Below are 20,432 nucleotides of genomic sequence, written 5' to 3'. Positions count from 1 at the left end.
AGCTTATGGATAATAAAAACAGAGCATCTACACTGATGCGAAAAACGCTAATGGCAGTTACGGGGTTGTTTCTGTGTTTTTTTCTTGTCATTCATTTGCTTGGAAATCTGCAGTTATTATTACCTGCCGAACAAGCAAAAGCCAGCTTTAACAGTTATTCTCAGCTGCTATCCGGCAATATTTTTATAAAGATCATTTCTTATGTTCTCTATGCATCTATTGTAATTCATTGCCTGGATGCATTGATAATTACGCTTAAAAATAAAAAAACAGCAGGCAGGTATGCCGTGGATAACAGGGGCAAAGCCAGCAAATGGTATTCAAGAAATATGGGGATACTTGGCACACTAATTCTGATATTTTTGGTATTTCATTTCAGGGATTTTTGGTATCAGTACAAGTTCGGAAGCTTACCGAAAGATGAAAGTGGGCATAAAGACCTATACGCAATAGTGGTGGCAGCCTATCACGACTGGTGGTATGTACTTTTCTATGTGCTGTCTATGTTCGCGCTGGGTTATCATCTGCTGCATGGCTTTTATAGTGCAGCCAGATCACTGGGTTTGTATCATCCTAAATATGTTTCGTGGGTAAGGACTTTTGGTACAGGCTATAGCTATATCATCACTATCGGTTTCGCTATTATTCCAATTTATATTTACTTAACTCAACATGTTTTATGGAACTGAACGCTAAAATACCACCGGGACCATTAAAAGATAAATGGAGTTTCTATAAAGACCATGCTAAGCTGGTTAATCCCGCCAACCGAAAAAAAATGGACGTTATTGTTATTGGTACCGGACTGGCAGGTAGTGCTGCTGCGGCATCATTGGCCGAGATGGGATACAATGTTAAATCTTTCTGTTTTCAGGATTCAGCAAGGCGTGCACACTCAGTAGCTGCACAAGGTGGAGTAAATGCGGCCAAGAATTACAAGAATGATGGAGATAGTGTTTATCGTATGTTCTATGATACCATTAAAGGCGGCGATTTCCGGTCACGCGAAGCAAACGTTTATAGGCTTGCAGAATGTTCGGCTCAGTTAATAGATCAGGCAGTTGCCCAAGGTGTGCCTTTTGGCAGAGAATATGGCGGGTATCTGAATAATCGATCTTTTGGAGGTGTACAGGTTAGCCGGACTTTTTATGCAAGAGGACAAACAGGACAACAGTTGCTTTTAGGATCTTATCAGGCTTTAATGCGTCAGGTTGCTGCCAAAACCGTTAAGCTTTACACAAGGCATGAAATGTTGGATGTAGTAGTTATCGATGGAAAAGCAAGAGGCGTTATTGTAAGAAATCTTGATACAGGAGAGATAGAAAGGCATAGTGCTCATACCGTAATTTTGGCCACCGGGGGCTTTGGTAAAATCTATTATTTATCAACCCTTGCAATGGGATGCAATGCATCTGCCATATGGCGTGCACACAAGAAGGGTGCATTAATGGCATGTCCAAGCTGGACCCAGGTACACCCAACATCCTTACCACAATCGGGCGATTACCAATCTAAGCTCACACTTATGTCTGAGTCGCTGCGGAATGATGGGCGAATTTGGGTGCCTTTAAAACCTTCTGAAAACCGGAAACCTAATGATATTCCTGAATCAGAACGTGATTACTACCTGGAAAGACGTTACCCTGCCTTCGGTAATCTTGCCCCACGCGATATTTCCTCGAGAGCGGCAAAGGAACGCATAGACGCAGGATTTGGAGTAGGGCCGCAAAGGAATGCCGTTTATCTGGATTTTTCCAAGGCGATTAAGGAGCAGGGAAAAGGGCGTATTAAAGAGAAGTATGGCAACCTGTTTGACATGTACCGCAAAATTACGGCTACCGACGCCTATGTAGAGCCTATGATGATATCTCCTGCGGCTCACTTCTCAATGGGCGGACTATGGGTTGATTATGAACTGATGACGACCATACCAGGGTTGTTTGCGCTTGGTGAAGCTAACTTTGCTGATCATGGAGCCAACAGGTTAGGTGCAAATTCTTTGTTACAGGCATGTGTAGACGGTTATTTTATTGCACCATATACGGTTTCAAATTATCTGGCCGGAGAAATTAAATCAGAAAGAGTGCCGATAGATCATCAGGCATTTATCGATGCCGAAGTTCAGGTAAGAGCGCAACTAAGTAAACTGCTGGAAATAAATGGTACTAAAACGGCCGATTATTTCCATAAGACTTTAGGCAAGTTATTATACGATTATTGTGGTTTATCAAGAAGCAAAGAAGGATTAATCCACGCCATAAACGAAATAAAAAAGCTAAGGGCTGATTTTTATAAAGACCTTAAAGTTCCTGGCGATGAAGATGAGATGAACGGAGAATTGGAAAAGGCAGGTCGTATTGGTGATTACCTCGAAGTGGCAGAGTTGATGTGCCTGGATGCTTTAACTCGAGACGAATCATGTGGTGCCCATTTTAGAGAAGAATATCAAACTCCGGAAGGAGAGGCTTTAAGGAATGATGAAAAGTTCTGTTTCGTATCTGCCTGGAAATGGCGGGGAGAAGGACAGGAAGAATTGCTGATCCCTGAACCATTACACTTTGAAAATGTTGAACTGGCAGTAAGAAGCTATAAATAAATAGGCTGATGAAGTTATATCTAAAAATTTGGAGACAAAGTGATGCTGCCAGCGAGGGTAAGCTGGTAGATTACGAACTGGATAATGTGATCCCTCATATGTCTTTTCTGGAGATGATGGATACCTTAAATGAGCAGCTGGTTTTAAAAGGTGACCGCCCTGTTGAATTTGACCATGATTGCAGGGAAGGAATATGCGGGCAGTGTGGAATGATGATTAACGGACAAGCACATGGCCCCATAGCAAATCTTACTACCTGCCAGCTTCATATGCGTGAGTTTAAAGATGGCGACACCATTTATGTTGAACCATTCAGAGCTTTGGCTTTTCCTATAAAAAGGGATCTAAGGGTTGATAGGTCAGCATTTGACAGGATTATTATGGCTGGTGGGTTTGTTTCTGTAAATACTGGTCAGGCACCTGAAGCAAATGGAATACCCATTACACATGAACAGGCCGAATCTGCTTTTGACTCTGCTGCTTGCATAGGATGCGGCGCTTGTGTTGCTACTTGTAAAAACTCAAGTGCGGCCTTATTTACATCAGCCAAAATCTCCCACCTGGCAAAATTGCCTCAAGGAAAAATGGAGTCGCGGAAAAGGGTGCTTTCTATGGTAAAACAAATGGATGAAGAGAATTTCGGACACTGCAGTAATACAGAGGCCTGCGAGGTAGAATGCCCCCAACAGATTTCAGTTCTTAATATTGCAAGAATGAACTGGGAATATTCATTGAGTAGCGTTTTGAAAAAATAAGTAGAGGGGGCAGTTTACTGCCCCCTCTACTTTGTGCTTTCGTCATCCTGAGAGCTCGGTCGTCATGCTGAATTTATTTCAGCATCCCTCAAGGGAAAGTTTGCCTGGAAAAAGCGAGATACCGCTCTTCAGCGGCATGACGAATGCTTTAGCAAATATTACCTTAACAAGTTTTTCCAGCTTGTTTTGCTTTCAATTAATGTTTGAAGATCTTTAATGTCAATACGTTGTTGCTCCATTGTATCACGATGACGAATGGTTACCGTATCATCTTCCAGTGTCTGATGGTCAATTGTTAAGCAGAAAGGAGTACCAATAGCATCTTGTCTGCGGTAACGCTTACCAATGGCATCTTTTTCTTCATATACACAGTTGAAATCCAGCTTTAAGCTGTTCATAATTTCTCTTGCTTTTTCCGGTAAACCATCTTTTTTAGTAAGTGGGAATATCGCTACTTTAACAGGAGCAAGGCAAGGGTGTAAACGCAATAAGGTCCTGCTATCTTGTTTTTCTCCATCACTAAGGTCCTGCTCTTCAAAAGCATTGATCATGGTTAAAAGGAACATACGATCTAAACCTATAGAAGTTTCTATCACATAAGGTACATAGTTGCCATATGGTTTTCCCTCTTCATTAAGATCATTGTCGAAATATTGCATTTTCTTGCCAGAGAATTCCTGGTGCTGAGAAAGATCGAAATCTGTACGGCTATGAATACCTTCTACCTCTTTAAACCCAAACGGGAATTCAAATTCAATATCGGTAGCTGCATTCGCATAGTGAGCAAGTTTAACATGATCGTGGTATCTGTATTTTTCGGCAGAGGTGCCTAAAGCCAAATGCCATTTTAAACGAGCCTCTTTCCAGTATGCAAACCATTTTTTGTCTTCACCCGGGCGTACAAAGAATTGCATTTCCATTTGTTCAAACTCACGCATACGCATAATGAACTGACGGGCAATTACCTCGTTTCTAAAAGCTTTTCCTATCTGTGCAATACCAAAAGGAATCTTCATCCTTCCCGATTTCTGAACATTAAGGAAGTTTACAAAAATACCCTGAGCAGTTTCAGGACGTAAGTATATTTCTTCTGCCCCCTCGGCCATAGCACCAAACTGGGTACTAAACATCAGGTTAAACTGACGTACTTCTGTCCAGTTTTTTGTGCCGCTTACCGGGCATGCTATTTCGTGTTCTTCAATTAATGTTTTTAATTGCTGTAGGTTTTCAGATTTTAAAGCCTCATCCATATCAGCTTGTAGCTTTGCAGCTTTATCTGTTTTGCCGTCTTTTTCGTAACGTGCAATTTTATCTTCTAATAACTGATCAGCACGGTAGCGTTTTTTCGAATCTTTATTATCGATCATAGGATCGTTAAATCCGTCAACGTGACCACTTGCTTTCCATATTTTTGGATGCATAAATATTGCAGAATCAATGCCTACAATATTTTCATGCATTTGTACCATGGCTTTCCACCAATAAGTTTTGATGTTGTTTTTTAATTCTGCCCCTAACTGCCCGTAATCGTATACAGCACTTAGTCCATCATATATTTCGCTGCTTTGGAATACAAAACCATATTCCTTGGCGTGTGATATTACATTTTTAAATTGCTCGTCGTTAGTGTTTTTTGCCATAATGATGCAAACTTAGATAAAATATTTTAATGGTTTTCATGAATGCAGTGGTGTTTTTTCTACTTTTGAAAATGAGCACTCCGGTAAACCTAAAAATTAAATAAATTGAGCATTAAAGTACAGTATTTGTCTAAGTATTACGATAAGCAAAAGGCTGTCGATGAAGTTAGTTTTGAGGTTAAACCCGGAAAGATATTAGGTTTCCTTGGGCCAAACGGTGCCGGAAAATCTACCACGATGCGCATGCTTACCGGTTATCTGAAGCCAACCTCCGGCTCCGCTGAGTTGTGCGGCTTCGATTCGCAAACCCAGAGTTTGGATGTTAGACGTATTATTGGTTACCTGCCAGAAAACACGCCTTTATATACAGATATGTATGTAAAAGAGTTTTTATTGTTTGTTGCCAATACCTATAAGCTTCAGCACCCCGAGCAAAAAGTTAAGGAGACAATAGATGCCGTTGGCTTAGGGGCCGAGCAGCACAAAAAAATAAATATGCTTTCTAAAGGCTACAAGCAGAGGGTAGGATTGGCTCAGGCAATTATTCATAATCCCGAGATCTTAATACTTGATGAACCTACATCAGGTTTAGATCCAAATCAGCTTACCGACATTCGGGAACTGATTAAGAAGCTGGGAAAGGACAAAACGGTTATCCTATCAACACATATTATGCAAGAAGTAGAGGCAGTTTGCGACGAGGTCATCATCCTCAATAAAGGAAAGATTGTAGCAAATGCCGAAATCAATGAACTTAAAAAGCAACACCAATCTTCGTCTCTTGAAGAGATTTTTAGAAAACTGACTTCTCAATAAAATAAGTCAATTGTGCGTTTGTTAATAATTATTTACTGTAGAGTTTTATTTTTTGTAACGATTGGCCAAGTTTTTGTATCTAAGGATTATAATTACACAATTTAAATTAAACAGAAATGAAAAAAGTATTTTTACTAACAGCAATTGCAGGTCTTTTTGCATTCTCGAGCGTTAAGGCTCAAAAAGATGTTGCTATGACAGGTCCAAAGTTAGGTATTGGAGCTGAGTTTGCATTTCCAATGGGCGACTTTGGTGATGGATACAAATTAGGATATGGTGGTTCACTAACGTACCAACACCCGATAGCTGCTAATCTAAATTTAACTGGTAACGCTGGTTATTTAGATTTCACTGGTAAAGAAGTAAGTGCTATGGGGGTTACATTTAAAAATCCTAGCATTGGTTTTATCCCGGTTAAAGCTGGATTAAGATATTTTCTTGCCGAAAACATCTTTGTTAACGGAGAATTAGGAGCGGTTTTCTCAACAAAAAGTGGTGTAGGAACTGCATTTGCATATTCTCCAGGTATTGGTGTTGAGTTTCCTGTTGCTGATAAATCAACTATAGAATTAGGTGGACGTTATGAAGGATGGTCTAATAATGGAACCAGCTCTTTCATCGGATTAAGATTAGCATATAATTTCGGTTTATAATCAAAAACCAAAAGGTTCGTTTAAACGAATAAAAAAAGCTGCTTGATTAAGTTCAAGCGGCTTTTTTTGTTAATCAGTACCTCGTTTCTGACCTCCATGTAAACTATCATCTTGCAAATTACCGTTTCCCTAATGCATTAGGAACTAAGAAAGGTAGTACTACCTCTGATATGCAGTTATTACCACGCTAATAATGAAAATATAATAATAACAATATAAGTACAAATAAAGAACATAATTAACATACTATTTCAATGGTATTTCAACTATGTATTCGTTATGTTGTTAATATGAGGTTATACTGTAATCTTATTTAACAGAATATAAGTTGAGTATTTTCTTAAAAGCATCTTTGCCTATAGTATGGTGTTATCATAAAAAAGAAGACAACCTGGTAATTATCCAAAGCTTTGTTATACTAGCTATATTTTATAATATTGCAGCTCATTGAAATTTAACTAATGAAAAAAATATTTTTCTTAATTCTTACTGCGGGATTTTTCCAGTTGGTTGATGTTAAGGCACAATCTAGCGCTCAAATTGCAGAGCCGAGATTGGGAATTGGGTTTGACGTAGGCTTACCTATCGGCGATTTTGGAGACTTTGCAAATTATGGAACAGGGGGTTCTCTACTTTATCAGCATCCGGTATCAAAGTCATTAAACATTACCGGAAATGTAGGCTATATCAGATTCAATGGCAAAGAAACTATTGGTACCTTGAAATACAGGCAAAGTTTTATTCCGATTAAAGTTGGAGCAAGATATTTCATCACCGAAAATATTTACGGAACAGCTGAAGTGGGGTCGTCTATCGCGACAGCTAATGGCAGTGGAGTTTCTTTTATTTATACACCTGGTTTGGGCGTTGAAATTCCTGTTTCACGTACAGGTTCTTTAGACATTGGAGCCAGATATGAAGGGTGGACAAAAAATACGGGAACTTTATCATTTATTGGTTTAAGAGCCGGATACAATTTTTAAAAGCAAATGAATGTACGCAGTTTTTAAAAGGGAATTATTCAGTTTGTTAAATTCATTAATGGCTTATATTACCATTGGTGTGTTTTTACTAACCTCAGGTTTGCTGCTTTGGTTCTTTCCTGATACCTCGATATTGGAGTATGGATATGCTGAACTCACCGGGTTCTTTAGTTTGGTGCCATTCCTATTCATGTTTCTGATCCCTGCAATAACCATGCGTTCGTTTGCTGAAGAGAGGAGAGAAGGTACTTATATTTTACTGGCATCAAGGCCATTAACAGATTGGCAAATTATTCTGGCAAAGTATTTTGCATGTTTGGTACTGGTGTTGTTTTCATTGGTGCCTACTATAATTTATTATTATTCTATTTACAAGCTGGGTTTGCCAGCCGGGAATATTGATACTGGCGCGGTAATTGGTTCTTATCTGGGTTTATTGCTACTGGGAAGTGCTTTTGTTGGCATTGGCATATTTGCGTCATCTATTACTAAAAATCAGGTTATTGCCTTTGCAGTTGCAGTATTTATCTGCTTTGTAGCGTACAGCGGTTTTGATGCATTGAGCAAAATTTTTTCGATGCGTTACCTGGAAAGTATTTTTTTAGGATTAAGTGTAAATGAGCACTATCAATCTATAAGCAGAGGAGTTTTGGATACTCGTGATCTTGTTTATTTTATAAGTTTTGTATTCTTCTTTTTAGGAATTACCAAGCTGGTAATGGGAGGGAGAAAATGGTAAAGTTGAAGAACAGCAAGAGTGCCGGATTAATTGGTCTTTTGGCAGGGCTAATATTATTGAATGTTGTATCACAGTATGTTTATACCCGGATAGACTTTACAAAAGAGAAGCGTTTTACGTTAACACCAAAATCTAAAACGATTTTAAAAGAAGCTAAGAAACCAATAACAATTACTATTTTTCTGGAGGGCGATTTACCAGCGGCTTTTAAGCGTTTGAGAAATGCTGCAAAAGATCTGTTAACTGACTACAAAGCCTATGCAGGTACTGATATTAGCGTTGAATTTGTTGATCCGATATCCGGGCTGTCTGCAGCCGAGCAGGACACAGTTATTAATCATCTATATCAGGTAGGAATAGAGCCTACCACCTTAAATATTAAGAACGATAACGGGTTTGCTCAAAAAACCATATTTCCAATGGCAATGGTTGAAGGGAATGGAAATCAGCTGGCTTTAAAATTATTGCAAAACCTGGATGCCTCAGGCAACTATGAAGAAAATATCAATAATTCTATACAAAACCTGGAATATGTATTTACATCAGCCATTCAAAAGGTATTGAGCGGACAGCATCCAAGAATTGGTTTTACGGAAGGAAATGGTGAGCTCTCTGATTTGCTGTTGAATGATGCGATAAAAAGCTTGTCGGATAGTTATGACGTGGGTAGGGTAAACCTTAACCAAATTGATAAGGCGGGTTTAGATAAATTAAAGTTATTGATAATTGCAAAACCCGAAAAGGAATTTACAGAAGCCGAAAAATACAAGATCAATTATTTTGTAATGAACGGTGGCAGGGTAGTTTGGAGTATAGATCAGGTGAGCGCCAGCTTAGATAGTTTAAGGGGGGCAGGAGAACAACTGGCTTTTAACAAAAAGCTGAATCTTGATGATATGCTGTTTATATATGGCGCAAGAATTAACTATGATCTTATAGCTGATGCCAACTGTGCAGAAATTCCTTTAAGCATGGGTGGACAGCAGGGACAGATTCAAATGGCACCATGGGTGTTTTATCCAATACTGATGCCTGATACAGCTAATAGCCTCGTAAAAAATATGGATGGAATAAGGAGTGAATTTGTTAGCACTGTTGATACTATTGGAGTAAAAGGAGTTAATAAAAAGGTGATTTTACAAAGCTCAGCTTATAATAAGGTGCATCATACACCAAAGATGCTTTCGCTGCAAATGGTTGCGGAACAGCCAGATCCGCGCGAGTATGCCAGCGTGCAGCGAACTGTTGGCGTACTCTTGGAGGGCAAATTTCAATCTGTGTTTCTAAACAGGTCGGCTCCTGCCGGAATTACTGAACAATACAGTGTGCCTGCAGAGAGTAAAGCCACAAAAATGATAGTGATTGGGGATGGAGATGTCTTCAAAAATCAAATAAGTGCCAGAGACGGATCTGTTTTTCCATTGGGTTTTGACAGATATACAGAAAGAAACTATGGAAATAAGGCATTGTTATTAAATATTGCCGACTTTTTATCTAATGATGATAATTTGATCTCTTTACGCAATAAAGAAGTTAAGATCAGGTTGTTGGACAAGGTGCGTTTGCGTACCGAAAAGCTACAATGGCAGCTTATTAATGTCGTTTTTCCTTTACTATTGTTAATATCGTTCGCAATTTTTCAACATTATTACCGCAAACATAAGTATGCAAGGTAATTTTTATATTTTTGAGAACTGACAAGATCATACTATGAGATTTATTGTATCCACATCAACGTTATTAAAACATTTGCAAACAGTAAATGGTGCATCAAGCAGCAGTACTGTTTTGCCTATACTGGAAAATTTCTTATTTGAAATTAAAGACGGAAATTTAACGATATCTGCAACGGACTTACAAACCAGCATGACCACTTCTTTGGCTGTTGAATCTAAAGAAGGCGGTAAAGTAGCTGTGCCGGCAAGAATACTGTTAGATACCTTAAAGACTTTACCAGATCAACCTATTTCTTTTAATATTGACGATGCATCATTCTCTATTGAGATTAGTGCAGGAGACGGTAAATATAAACTGAGCGGTGAAAATGGAGATGATTTTCCAAAAATACCGGTTGTAGAAAATGCTTCGTCTGTAAACTTACCAGCGTCTGTACTGACCGAGGCCATTACCAAAACTATTTTTGCGGTAAGTAATGATGAGTTAAGACCGGCCATGACTGGTGTTTTTTGTCAATTATCTGAAGAACACATCACTTTTGTAGCAACTGATGCACATAAATTAGTAAGATACAGACGTATGGATAGTAAAGCAGATAAAACATCTTCTTTCATCCTTCCTAAAAAAGCTTTAACTTTATTGAAAGCGGCATTACCATCAACTGATGTGAATGTTTCTGTTGATTATAATGCAACAAGCGCTTTCTTTAAATTTGAGAATATAAACCTGGTTTGTCGTTTGATTGATGAGCGTTATCCGGATTATGAAGCGGTAATACCGGCTAATAACCCGAATAAGTTAGTGATTGACAGGGCTTTGTTTTTGAATACACTACGCAGGGTAGTTATTTTTGCTAATAAAACCACTCACCAGGTAAGACTAAAAATCAATGGAAGTGAATTAAACATTTCTTCTGAGGATTTAGATTTTGCGAATGAAGCGCATGAGCGTTTAAGTTGCCAGTACGAAGGTGAAGATCTGGAAATAGGATTTAATGCACGTTTCTTAATTGAGATGTTAAGCAATTTGAGTGGAGAGGAAGTTACCTTGGAGCTTTCTACGCCAAATCGCGCTGGATTGTTAATTCCTCAGACTAATGATGAAAATGAAGATGTTTTAATGTTGGTTATGCCAGTAATGTTGAATAATTATAATTAATACTCATTTAAATATTTTGGATGGCTTGGTTTTTGACCAGGTCATCGTTGTTTAGTGTAATTTTAATAATACTACTATGAAAAAATCATTCTTTTTATGCTTAACTCTGGGTGTTATACTCCTGAGCTCTTGTTTTAAAGAACCCAAACCAGAGCCTGTTGGAGACGCATATGTTAATGCTGTTAACGCAGTGAGAGGGTCGAGTCCGCAGGAATTTTATTTAAATGGAAGCAAGAAAAATTCTATTCCTATTCCGTATGGTGCATCCAGTGGCTATATTACTGTTACTTCAGGAAATAGTCAGTTTGCCTTTGGTAATATAAGTTCAGATACAGCTAATGCTGCTACACCGGTTGTAGGTGTTCCAATAGGAATTAACGCAACCGTTTTCTATTATACCGAATCAAAGAGTCAGACCACCCAGAAGGAATTGCACATGGCAACAATCATCAATGATGATATGAAACCTTCGGCAGTTGCGGGTAAAGCTAAAGTGAGGTTCATTAATTTGAATTACTTATTAGCTAATACGATTTCGGTTTTATCTGGAACTACCAAGATCTCAGAAAAAATACCTTTTAAAAGTGCATCGTCTTATATCGATCTTGACCCGGGTACTAAATTTAAGTTTGTTGCGGATATAGTAGATTCACCAGTTTCGGCTGAACTTGATGCGAATTTGCAAGCCAATAAAAATTATACCATTTGGGTTGATGGGGTTACAGCAACGGAATTAACAGGACACGTTATAGCACACTAATTAATTAAATGACATTTCTAAGTTTAAAAATATCATGGTAATAAGCATGATATTTTTATTTTTGGGCTTAATTTATAAAACTTGGAATTTTTCACTTTTTTAATAGACTTTCTTCTTCATATTGATAAGCATTTGGAGGAGATCATCAGAGATTATCAGAATTGGACATATGCCATTCTTTTTTTAATCATTTTTGCCGAGACAGGTTTTGTAGTTACTCCCTTTTTACCTGGCGATTCTTTGCTGTTCGCCATGGGAACTTTAATTGCCGGAGAAAATACAGGTTTAAGTATTTGGGTGATGCTGATCCTCTTAATTGTGGCGGCTATATTAGGTAATTCATTAAATTATAAATTAGGTAGTTATTTTGGTGTTCGGGTGTTTAAAGAGAACAACAGAATACTAAAACTCGAATATTATAATCAATCGCACATGTTTTTTGAAAAGCATGGTGGTAAAGCCATTATTTTTAGTCGCTTCCTACCTATCTTCAGAACAATAGCTCCATTCGTTGCGGGTGTTGCGAAGATGCCGTTTGGAAGATTTACTCTTTTTAATGTTATTGGAGGGGTTGCCTGGATAACAAGTTTACTTATGGCGGGATACTTATTGGGGCAGATTCCTGTGGTTAAAAAGAACTTTGACATAGTAATTGTAGTGATTGCTGTTGTTACTTTTTTCCCCGCAATATTTGCAGCTTTAAGATCTAAGTTTAAAAAGAAAGAGGTAAAAGAGTAGATTAGTAGCAGGGGTAACCCACATCAACCCATGCTGGGTACCAGGATGATCCTATGGTTAATATCGCTGATTTCGTCTGCCTGTCTACCACACTGTTCATCGAAGTATGAGATGCTTTGGTATTATTCTATGGAGTATTGCTTATGCACTTGATTGTTTCTTTCAGAAAAGCTACACTTTCTATGACCGGGAAATATTTGTTCAAATTAGCTTCTCAGCAGCGACCTAGGTGGTTCATATAATCAACGTCAAGATAGTGCCAGGATGCGCTACAGTATCTGTATATCGACGTTTGTCTGTGGTCATCCACATGTTCAGCACAACGTTTTATGTCGCTTTGAAGAATATATTAATGCCGGAAGGAAGCGTGAAAACTGCCAGGTAGTTAATTCTCATGTGAGCAAAGAAGCCCCTGGCGCTAAACAGAATAATTGTTGTAACAAGCGTTACGGAAATAAAAGGATATTTCATTTCCGTAAAACTATATGAAGAAACCTTTAATGTGGTTATTTATCGATGCTTTTCCCCTTCATTGCCGAAGAAACAGCTACATCCATAACCCTTTCGGCAAATGGGCGTGTAAATTCATTTAGTTCGTCGGCTTTCTTAAGGATTTCATCTTTCTCTGCTTTAGCAAGTGCTTCCTTGAGTGCCAGGATATGGATGTTGGTGTTTTCGATTTCATCTGCGGTAAGGAAAGTTCCATGTTTTTCGATAAAGCGTTCGGCCGTGTAAACTAATTGTTCGCCTTCACTTCTGGCTTCAATCAGCATCCTTTGTTCTACATCACTTTTTGCATGAGTAATGCTATCGATCAGCATTTTTTCGACAGTTTCATCGGTTAAACCGTAACTAGGAGTAATGTCTATTTCCTGTTTTACACCAGAGCGTAGTTCAACAGCCTGGACAGTTAAAATCCCATCGGCGTTTAAAAGGAAGTTGATATCTACTTTTGGTAGCCCAGCCGGCATAGATGGGATTCCCTTAAGATCAAATTCTGCTAATTTTCTGTTTTCCTGAACCAGATCGCGTTCGCCCTGGAATACAGATATTTTCATGTTTACTTGTCCATCCACTGAGGTAGTGTATTGCCTGCCAGCCTTGGTGGGAACTTTTGCATTTCTTGGAATAATGACATCCATTAAGCCACCCATAGTTTCAATTCCTAGTGATAAAGGGGTCACGTCTAATAAAAGGATATCTGACCTGTTTCCAGCAAGGATATCTGCTTGTATGGCTGCTCCTAAAGCAACTACCTCATCAGGGTTAATCTGATCGTGAGGAGTGCGGCCAAAGAAATCTGCAACTTGTTTTTTAACATAAGGGGTACGTGTAGACCCGCCAACTAAAACCACCTCATCAATATTTTCAATGTCTAATTTAGCATCAGTTAAGGCCTGTTTACAAGAGTTTATGGTTTCCTGAACTTTGGGAGCAATTAGTTGTTCAAAAGTTTGTTTATCTATTGAGCACCAGATTTCGCCAAGCCTCTCATTAAATAAATTTTGAGTGGTTAAAGCTTTTTTTGCTTCTTCGGCTTTTAACCTTAAAGCTTGCATTAAACCTGAATCTGCAGCAAGGTCTTGTTTGTTTAGTTTGTTTTTGTCTATCCAATAATGAACGATGGCGCGATCAAAATCATCTCCGCCTAAAAAAGTATTGCCATTAGTTGATAATACTTCAAATATCCCGTTTTGAATTGAAAGTACAGATACATCAAAAGTGCCTCCACCAAGATCATAAACGGCTATTGTCTTTTGTTGAGTAGGATCCAGGCCCAGTCCATAGGCCAAACTAGCAGCTGTAGGCTCGTTTACAATCCTTAAAACATCAAGTCCGGCTAGTTTTCCTGCATCACGGGTTGCTTGTCGCTGACTGTCGTTGAAATAAGCGGGAACAGTTATTACTGCTCTGTTTACAGGGGTTTTAAGTGCGTGCTCTGCTCTGGCTTTAAGCTCTTTTAGTATTTCAGCTGATAATTCAATTGGTGTATAGAACTTATCGCCGGCTTTAATTTTGACCAGGGAATCGTTCTCATCATCAATTATTTTATAAGAGAAGGTATCCTGATGACTGGCTACATCTTTGTATGACCTTCCCAGTAGGCGCTTAACAGAAAATATGGTGTTTGAAGGATCGGTAATTAAAAATTCTTTGGCTTCATTTCCAACCAAAGCATCACCTTGCCCATTGAAATGTACAATAGAAGGAACCAATAAGCCTTTACCAGTGTCGTTTATCACTTTGGGGTTTTTGTCCGGATCGATAAAGGCAACCAAACTATTTGTTGTCCCTAAATCAATCCCAACGATGATTTCTTCTTGCTGGAATGAGCCTGTTGCCAGGTTGATGGATATTTTTGCCATAGTTCGGCAAATTTAGGAATGTTTAGCTGTTTTTTTGTTTTAAGGTTGTAATGTTTTTCAGATCCTGGGAATTAATTTGTTCTATTACGAGGTTTAAAATAAAGTAACGGGATTAAGTTTCAAAAACTCTTCTATGCTCAGTCCGCTTTTTCCGATGAGTAATATCTTCTCAGGTTTGAATTGTTTTTGGAATTCATTTAAACCGGATATACTTAAATCTTGGCCACTTTTTACTTTGAGCCCTATGACTTTTCCCCGACGCTCCAATACAAAATCTACCTCATTGTTGCGCTCGCGCCAATAATATACTTTAAAGCCTTCGGTAAGCGCTGAATTAACCAAATGAGCTCCTATGGCAGATTCTGCCATTCTACCCCATTCTTTTGGATCTTGCCTAACTTCATCGAAAAGCTCATTGCGCATGATTAACTAATGTGGTTTTTCCTACCTGACGTGGGCCAATTACTACTTGGATGTGTTTTCTTGTCTCTAAGATTCTAGATGTAAGTTCTTTAATATGAGGTCTTTGCAACATGATTTACGAATTACTCAATGTATTGAGTAATTCGTAATTTCTAAAGAAATATTTTAATTGAACGGCTGATTTTTAAAGGTCAAGCTCCTTTTTATGAATATTATAAAGCCAAAGTACAATATCCTGATAACTGTCTGTTCCCTTATCCTGATTGTTTAGTTTTAGAAATCTGTCGAAAGCAACATCCATGTATCCAAACATCTCACTGTTATACTTGCGCCAAAAATCACGGTCGTTTTTAAAGTCTTGTATTGTACCAGGATTAATGGTAGTATACAAAGCATCATAATCTTTCTGAGACTTGATCCTGATCTCGAACAGTATGCTTTTTAACATGGCATAGGATGCGGAATACTGAAAATTAGGATCAGCACTATTTGCGGCTACAAGATAACCAATAAGGTTTGCCTCATCTTCGCGACCAATGCCTAGCTGATGGGCTATTTCGTGACAGGTAACAAAGGGTAGGGCTATGGCCGGTAATCTCATATTTACATTTGCTTCTCCCGAGATTGGATTGTAATATCCTTCGATGCCAATTTTAGTAACTATCCAACTATTTAATACCGGTTTTACCGCAGGGCTGCGGTATTTGAAAATGGAATTTCTTTGTTCCATCAAGTCATAACCAGCTTTAGCTCTAATCGCTAATTCCTTAATGTTGTATCTTGTTTTCTTTACTTTTTGGAGATGGTTTAGTTTACTGATGAAAAATTTACCCAGTAAAACCAGCTCAGGTGTGTTGTATTTTTCATTGTTGATGCCCAGCTGTTTTGAAACTGAAGGACGTGAATAGTTTAAACCCCAAAGAATTTTAAAAATTAAATAAAGAATAAGAATAAAGTTAATTACCTGTAAGGGCACCTTTACCCGATCAGCTTTTTTTAATGATTTATGGGTTATCTTTTTATAGAATAGAAATAAGCTTCTGATTACAAAAAGTATGAGCAGCAGATAAAGAAAGTCTCCAAGGGCAAAAGGAACTAATGAGCTTATAAAACGCTGGATAACAGAACTGACCTGATAAAGTCCCTCTGAATAAATGTTTTCAATGAACCGGCTGAAAAAGCCGGCTAAAAATACAATTACTGAAAGCGATAAGAGGATAACAAATTTCCGTATTTCAGGTTTATAAGCTGCATTCATTACCTGTTAAAGGTTAATCTTTTCCCGTTTTCTCTTGTTGTAAATCGTCCTTTCTGATAGGCAAGATTGCCCGATACAAAGGTGTGTGTTACTTCGGCCTGGAATGTTTGACCCTCAAAAGGAGACCATCCACATTTATAAAGCACATTTTGCCGGGTCACTTTAAACGGATCATTCAGGTTTACCAATACCAGATCTGCCCAATACCCTTCTCTAATAAATCCTCTTCTGTCGATATTGAAACAAATAGCCACATTATGTGCAGTTTTTTCGGCAATCTTTTCTAAAGTGATCTTCTTTTGATGATACATTTCAAATAAAGCAGGCAATGCATGCTGTACCAATGGCCCACCGGAAGGGGCCTTCAGGTAAGGCTGTTCCTTTTCTGCTATGGTATGCGGAGCATGATCTGTAGCTATAATATCTAAATGGTTGTCTAGTACTCCTTTTAAAATGGCATCCTTATCTTCTGCGGTTTTTACGGCGGGGTTCCATTTTATCCAGTTTCCTTTGGTAGCATAGTCCCTGTCGTCAAACCAAAGGTGATGAACGCAGGCCTCTGCTGTGATCTTTTTATCTTTTAAAGGAGTTATATTGTCGAACAATGCAACTTCCTTAGCAGTGGATATGTGTAATATGTGTAAGCGGGTTCCGTGTTTTTTAGCAAGCTCTATAGCCATTGATGAAGAAATATAACAAGCTTCTGCACTTCTGATAAGTGGGTGCATATCAATGGTTATGTTCTCGCCATATTTTTCTTTATATATGGCCATGTTGGCTCTTATGGTTTGCTCATCTTCGCAATGAGTTGCTACCAGCATGGGTGCTTCTTTGAAGATGTTTTCTAAAACTTTTTCATTATCAACCAACATATTTCCTGTTGATGAACCCATGAAAACTTTAATTCCACAAACGTTTTTAGGGTCTGTTTTTAGTACTTCTTCAATATTGGTATTTGATGCACCCATAAAGAAAGAGTAGTTGGCAAGAGACATTTCAGCCGCAATCTGATACTTATCTGCAAGTAATTCCTGCGTTAGTGTATTAGGTATTGTATTGGGCATTTCCATAAAAGAGGTAATGCCACCTGCAACTGCTGCCATACTTTCAGAAAAGATATCGGCCTTGTCTGTAAGTCCAGGCTCTCTGAAATGTACCTGGTCATCAATCATTCCAGGGAAAAGATGTAATCCTTCCGCATTGATTTCCTGATCTGCAGGCTCATCAATGTTTGGTGCAATTTTTTCAATAAACCCAGCCTTGATGAGTACGTCGGCGACTACTATTTGGCCTTCATTTACAATTGAAGCAGCTTTTATAAGTATGGTATTCATGGTGTCAAACTTAAATAAAATATTCTTTTCAGCTTACGTCATCCTGAATTTATTTCAGGGCCTCCAAAGAGAAAGGAGGCATTGCAGGTGCAGGGTACTGAAATAGATTCAGGATGACATGGAGGTTAAATACAAGGGCTAGGAAATAAATTTTGACTACTTTTGCCGAATGGCCAAGAATTTCGAAGAGTTTAACCTAAATCGACAGATTTTAAATGCTGTAGCTGATGCAGGCTTTACTGTTGCTACTCCTATACAAGAAAAAGCAATAGCCCCTGTATTATCGGGTCAGGATATATTCGGTATTGCCGAAACCGGAACAGGTAAAACTGCAGCTTATGTTTTGCCCATTCTAATGCAGTTGAAATATGCGCAGGGAGACTCAGCACGTGCATTAATATTAGCTCCAACAAGAGAGTTGGCCATGCAAATTACCGAGCATATCCAGATTTTCTCTAAATACACGGATCTGCGTACTGTTGTGGTTTATGGTGGACTTGGACCTAAAACTCAGATTGAACAGATTAAAGCCGGTGTTGATATTATTGTAGCTACACCTGGAAGATTTTTAGATATTTATTTAGCCGGCCATATCAATACCCAATACATAAAGTTTTTGGTGTTAGATGAGGCAGATAAAATGATGGACATGGGCTTTATTGGTTCTATTCATAGGATTTTAGAGATTGTACCTCGTAAAAGGCAGAACCTTTTGTTCTCGGCTACTATGAGTAATCTTGTTCAAAAGATTGCGGGCGACTTTTTAAAACATCCAACTTTAATTGAAGTAGCTGAGCAAGCTACGCCAGCTGCAACGGTTACTCAAACTTTGTACGAAGTGCCTAACTTTAAAACCAAGATCAACCTGCTGCAACACTTAATGAAAAATGATGAGGAGTTTAAACGACTGATCATTTTCTGTAAAACCAAAACGGTAGCCGATAACATTTTTAGTTTCATTGAGCGTAGGTTTGGAGCAGAGGCTGTTAGGGTAATTCATGCGAACAAAGGCCAGAATACCAGGATTAATTCTATAAATAATTTTAAAGAAGGTAATATCCGGGTATTGGTAGCAACTGATGTTGCATCACGAGGTATTGATGTTTCGGAAGTAAGTCATGTGATTAATTTTGATGTTCCAATTATCATTGAAGATTATGTGCATAGAATTGGCCGTACCGGAAGAGCATATTCAAAAGGAGATGCGCTTACCTTTTGTACGCCAGCCGAAAAATATTACATTGAGAAAATACAAAAATTAATAAGACAAGAAATTCCTGTTGTACCTTTGCCGACTGAGGTTTTTGTGGAAGAAACCCCTTATGAGGAGAAGCAAGCCATAAATCGTGCAATAGACGATCAAAAGCGTAAAGAAGATCCTGATTTTAAAGGTGCATTCCATGAGAAAAAACATGCTGCCGCCATTGCAGCTGCTGCAAGAAATAAAACAAATAAGCAGCCTGCATGGAAAAAGAAGAAATTCAAAAAATAGTTAAAGACATTGAAAGTAAGACTGACCCCGCTTAATATTGTTTCAGCCATCTGTTTGGTTATTGCCATAATGCTGCTGATAAATAAGAAAGATGAGGGAAATCCCAAATATGTGGATATTACAGGAATTCTTATTGGGTTTAGCTTTTTAACCGCAGTTGTTGCTTTCATATCAGATCAAATTTTCAGAAGGTTTATTTTAAATCTAAAGAAACTATGGGTTGTAGAAGGCGTGTTAATTATTTTCATCATCATTTTAATATTTATAATAAAAGCTAGTATAAGTTAATGAAGCAAGCAGAAATTAAAATCACCGTTCAATTAGACGATAATAATGTTCCTGATAATATTCTTTGGGAATCTACAGATGCACAAACTCAGGAACAAGTTCCGGTTAAGTCTATGATGCTTGCATTGTGGGATCACAACTATAAGAACTCAATGCGTATTGATCTTTGGACTAAAGACATGCCTGTTGATGAGATGAAACGTTTTTTTTACGAAACGTTGCAAACTATGGGCGATAGTTTTTTAAAAGCTACAGGCGAAACGCTTATAGTAGAAGATTTGCGTGATTACTGTGCGCATTTTGCTGATAAAATGGGGATCAATACTCAAGGATAGATAAAATGAGACTGCAGGGAATTATTGGTTCAGTACTTATGGCCGTAGGAGGGATGTGCCCACTTATGCGTATTCCAATTATTGGCAGCTGGAATTATTTTGATATAGACCAGAGGTTAGCCATTGCTTTTTATGTATTGGTGGTAATTGGATTGATAGGGGCCTTCGCAAATAAAGCCGGACTGATAAAATTGGCCGGTTGGGGAGGAATTGTTTTAGTTCTAATTACCCTGGCTGGCATATACTTTAAGGCACATGATTCATTTGGTTTTCTTCATTTTAAGAAACTAATAAACTTTGGTGCAGGTATGGTAAAATTAAAATGGGGTTGGTATGTTATTGCCGCCGGTGCATTTATATTGATCACTGTAAGAAAACCGAAAGTTGTTTTGGTAAATGAAGGGGTTGAGGTAAAGTAAAT

The 20,432-nt window shown here is 38.2% G+C and carries 19 protein-coding genes; 14 read left to right on the top strand and 5 right to left on the bottom strand.

Going from position 1 to position 20,432, the window contains the following annotated elements:
• The first annotated feature begins 5 nt into the window (after positions 1-5).
• From HQN86_RS09420 to HQN86_RS09410, 3 genes are read left to right on the top strand one after another with little or no spacing between them, the layout of a single operon-like run.
• Entirely contained in the window at positions 6-689 is a 684-nt protein-coding gene (locus tag HQN86_RS09420; protein ID WP_172660740.1) for a succinate dehydrogenase cytochrome b subunit, read from the top strand.
• Positions 680-2,596, top strand: a complete 1,917-nt coding sequence (locus tag HQN86_RS09415; RefSeq protein WP_172660739.1) for a fumarate reductase/succinate dehydrogenase flavoprotein subunit — start codon at positions 680-682, stop codon at positions 2,594-2,596. Before HQN86_RS09420 ends, HQN86_RS09415 begins: the two co-directional genes overlap by 10 nt.
• Before the next feature lie 8 nt (positions 2,597-2,604).
• Positions 2,605-3,351 carry a succinate dehydrogenase/fumarate reductase iron-sulfur subunit gene (locus HQN86_RS09410; RefSeq protein WP_172660738.1) on the top strand — a complete coding sequence of 249 codons (747 nt, stop codon included), beginning with the start codon at positions 2,605-2,607 and terminating at the stop codon, positions 3,349-3,351.
• Between the two features lie 158 nt (positions 3,352-3,509).
• Here the strand turns inward: HQN86_RS09410 and HQN86_RS09405 are convergent, their stop codons facing one another.
• Positions 3,510-4,991 (bottom strand): glycine--tRNA ligase, encoded by a 1,482-nt coding sequence (locus HQN86_RS09405; RefSeq protein ID WP_172660737.1) that lies wholly within the window; start codon positions 4,989-4,991, stop codon positions 3,510-3,512.
• 105 nt (positions 4,992-5,096) lie between these two features.
• Here HQN86_RS09405 and HQN86_RS09400 point away from each other — a divergent pair, with 105 nt between their 5' ends.
• From HQN86_RS09400 to HQN86_RS09365, 8 genes are all read left to right on the top strand, one after another.
• Positions 5,097-5,807: an ATP-binding cassette domain-containing protein gene (locus tag HQN86_RS09400; RefSeq protein WP_172660736.1), complete on the top strand. Its 711-nt coding sequence runs from the start codon at positions 5,097-5,099 to the stop codon at positions 5,805-5,807.
• A gap of 116 nt (positions 5,808-5,923) precedes the next feature.
• Positions 5,924-6,460: an outer membrane beta-barrel protein gene (locus tag HQN86_RS09395; protein ID WP_172660735.1), complete on the top strand. Its 537-nt coding sequence runs from the start codon at positions 5,924-5,926 to the stop codon at positions 6,458-6,460.
• Positions 6,461-6,921: 461 nt separating this feature from the next.
• Positions 6,922-7,443 (top strand): hypothetical protein, encoded by a 522-nt coding sequence (locus HQN86_RS09390; protein ID WP_172660734.1) that lies wholly within the window; start codon positions 6,922-6,924, stop codon positions 7,441-7,443.
• 10 nt (positions 7,444-7,453) lie between these two features.
• A complete protein-coding gene (gene gldF / locus HQN86_RS09385; protein ID WP_172660733.1) occupies positions 7,454-8,182 on the top strand; it encodes a gliding motility-associated ABC transporter permease subunit GldF in 729 nt (242 codons plus the stop codon).
• Positions 8,176-9,858, top strand: a complete 1,683-nt coding sequence (gene gldG, locus HQN86_RS09380; protein ID WP_172660732.1) for a gliding motility-associated ABC transporter substrate-binding protein GldG — start codon at positions 8,176-8,178, stop codon at positions 9,856-9,858. The genes gldF and gldG overlap by 7 nt, the downstream gene beginning before the upstream one ends.
• A gap of 34 nt (positions 9,859-9,892) precedes the next feature.
• On the top strand, positions 9,893-11,017 hold the full coding sequence (gene dnaN / locus HQN86_RS09375; RefSeq protein ID WP_048904267.1) for a DNA polymerase III subunit beta: 1,125 nt from the start codon (positions 9,893-9,895) through the stop codon (positions 11,015-11,017).
• A 76-nt stretch (positions 11,018-11,093) separates the two neighbouring features.
• Positions 11,094-11,777, top strand: coding sequence for a DUF4397 domain-containing protein (locus HQN86_RS09370; protein WP_172660731.1), 684 nt, complete (start codon positions 11,094-11,096; stop codon positions 11,775-11,777).
• 81 nt (positions 11,778-11,858) lie between these two features.
• Entirely contained in the window at positions 11,859-12,515 is a 657-nt protein-coding gene (locus tag HQN86_RS09365) for a DedA family protein (RefSeq protein ID WP_048904269.1), read from the top strand.
• Between the two features lie 506 nt (positions 12,516-13,021).
• On the opposite strand, the gene dnaK is transcribed toward HQN86_RS09365, so the two are convergent.
• The 4 genes from dnaK to HQN86_RS09345 all read right to left on the bottom strand — a co-directional run bounded on the left by dnaK (position 13,022) and on the right by HQN86_RS09345 (position 17,896).
• Positions 13,022-14,881: a molecular chaperone DnaK gene (dnaK, locus tag HQN86_RS09360; protein WP_172660730.1), complete on the bottom strand. Its 1,860-nt coding sequence runs from the start codon at positions 14,879-14,881 to the stop codon at positions 13,022-13,024.
• Between the two features lie 93 nt (positions 14,882-14,974).
• Positions 14,975-15,304 carry a DUF4143 domain-containing protein gene (locus tag HQN86_RS09355; RefSeq protein WP_172660729.1) on the bottom strand — a complete coding sequence of 110 codons (330 nt, stop codon included), beginning with the start codon at positions 15,302-15,304 and terminating at the stop codon, positions 14,975-14,977.
• 184 nt (positions 15,305-15,488) lie between these two features.
• A complete protein-coding gene (locus HQN86_RS09350) occupies positions 15,489-16,562 on the bottom strand; it encodes a DUF3810 domain-containing protein (RefSeq protein WP_172660728.1) in 1,074 nt (357 codons plus the stop codon).
• Positions 16,562-17,896, bottom strand: coding sequence for a dihydroorotase (locus HQN86_RS09345; protein WP_172660727.1), 1,335 nt, complete (start codon positions 17,894-17,896; stop codon positions 16,562-16,564). The genes HQN86_RS09350 and HQN86_RS09345 overlap by 1 nt, the downstream gene beginning before the upstream one ends.
• A gap of 169 nt (positions 17,897-18,065) precedes the next feature.
• On the opposite strand from HQN86_RS09345, the gene HQN86_RS09340 reads away from it, so the two are divergent.
• From HQN86_RS09340 to HQN86_RS09330, 3 genes are all read left to right on the top strand, one after another.
• Positions 18,066-19,388, top strand: coding sequence for a DEAD/DEAH box helicase (locus tag HQN86_RS09340; RefSeq protein WP_172660726.1), 1,323 nt, complete (start codon positions 18,066-18,068; stop codon positions 19,386-19,388).
• A 287-nt stretch (positions 19,389-19,675) separates the two neighbouring features.
• A complete protein-coding gene (gldC, locus tag HQN86_RS09335; protein ID WP_048904276.1) occupies positions 19,676-20,011 on the top strand; it encodes a gliding motility protein GldC in 336 nt (111 codons plus the stop codon).
• Positions 20,012-20,016: 5 nt separating this feature from the next.
• Positions 20,017-20,430 carry a hypothetical protein gene (locus tag HQN86_RS09330; protein ID WP_172660725.1) on the top strand — a complete coding sequence of 138 codons (414 nt, stop codon included), beginning with the start codon at positions 20,017-20,019 and terminating at the stop codon, positions 20,428-20,430.
• The last annotated feature ends 2 nt before the right edge of the window (positions 20,431-20,432 follow it).

It is taken from the genome of Pedobacter panaciterrae (genome assembly GCF_013204795.1).
Lineage (GTDB): Bacteria > Bacteroidota > Bacteroidia > Sphingobacteriales > Sphingobacteriaceae > Pedobacter > Pedobacter panaciterrae.
This window is presented reverse-complemented; position numbering and strand designations above follow the sequence as displayed.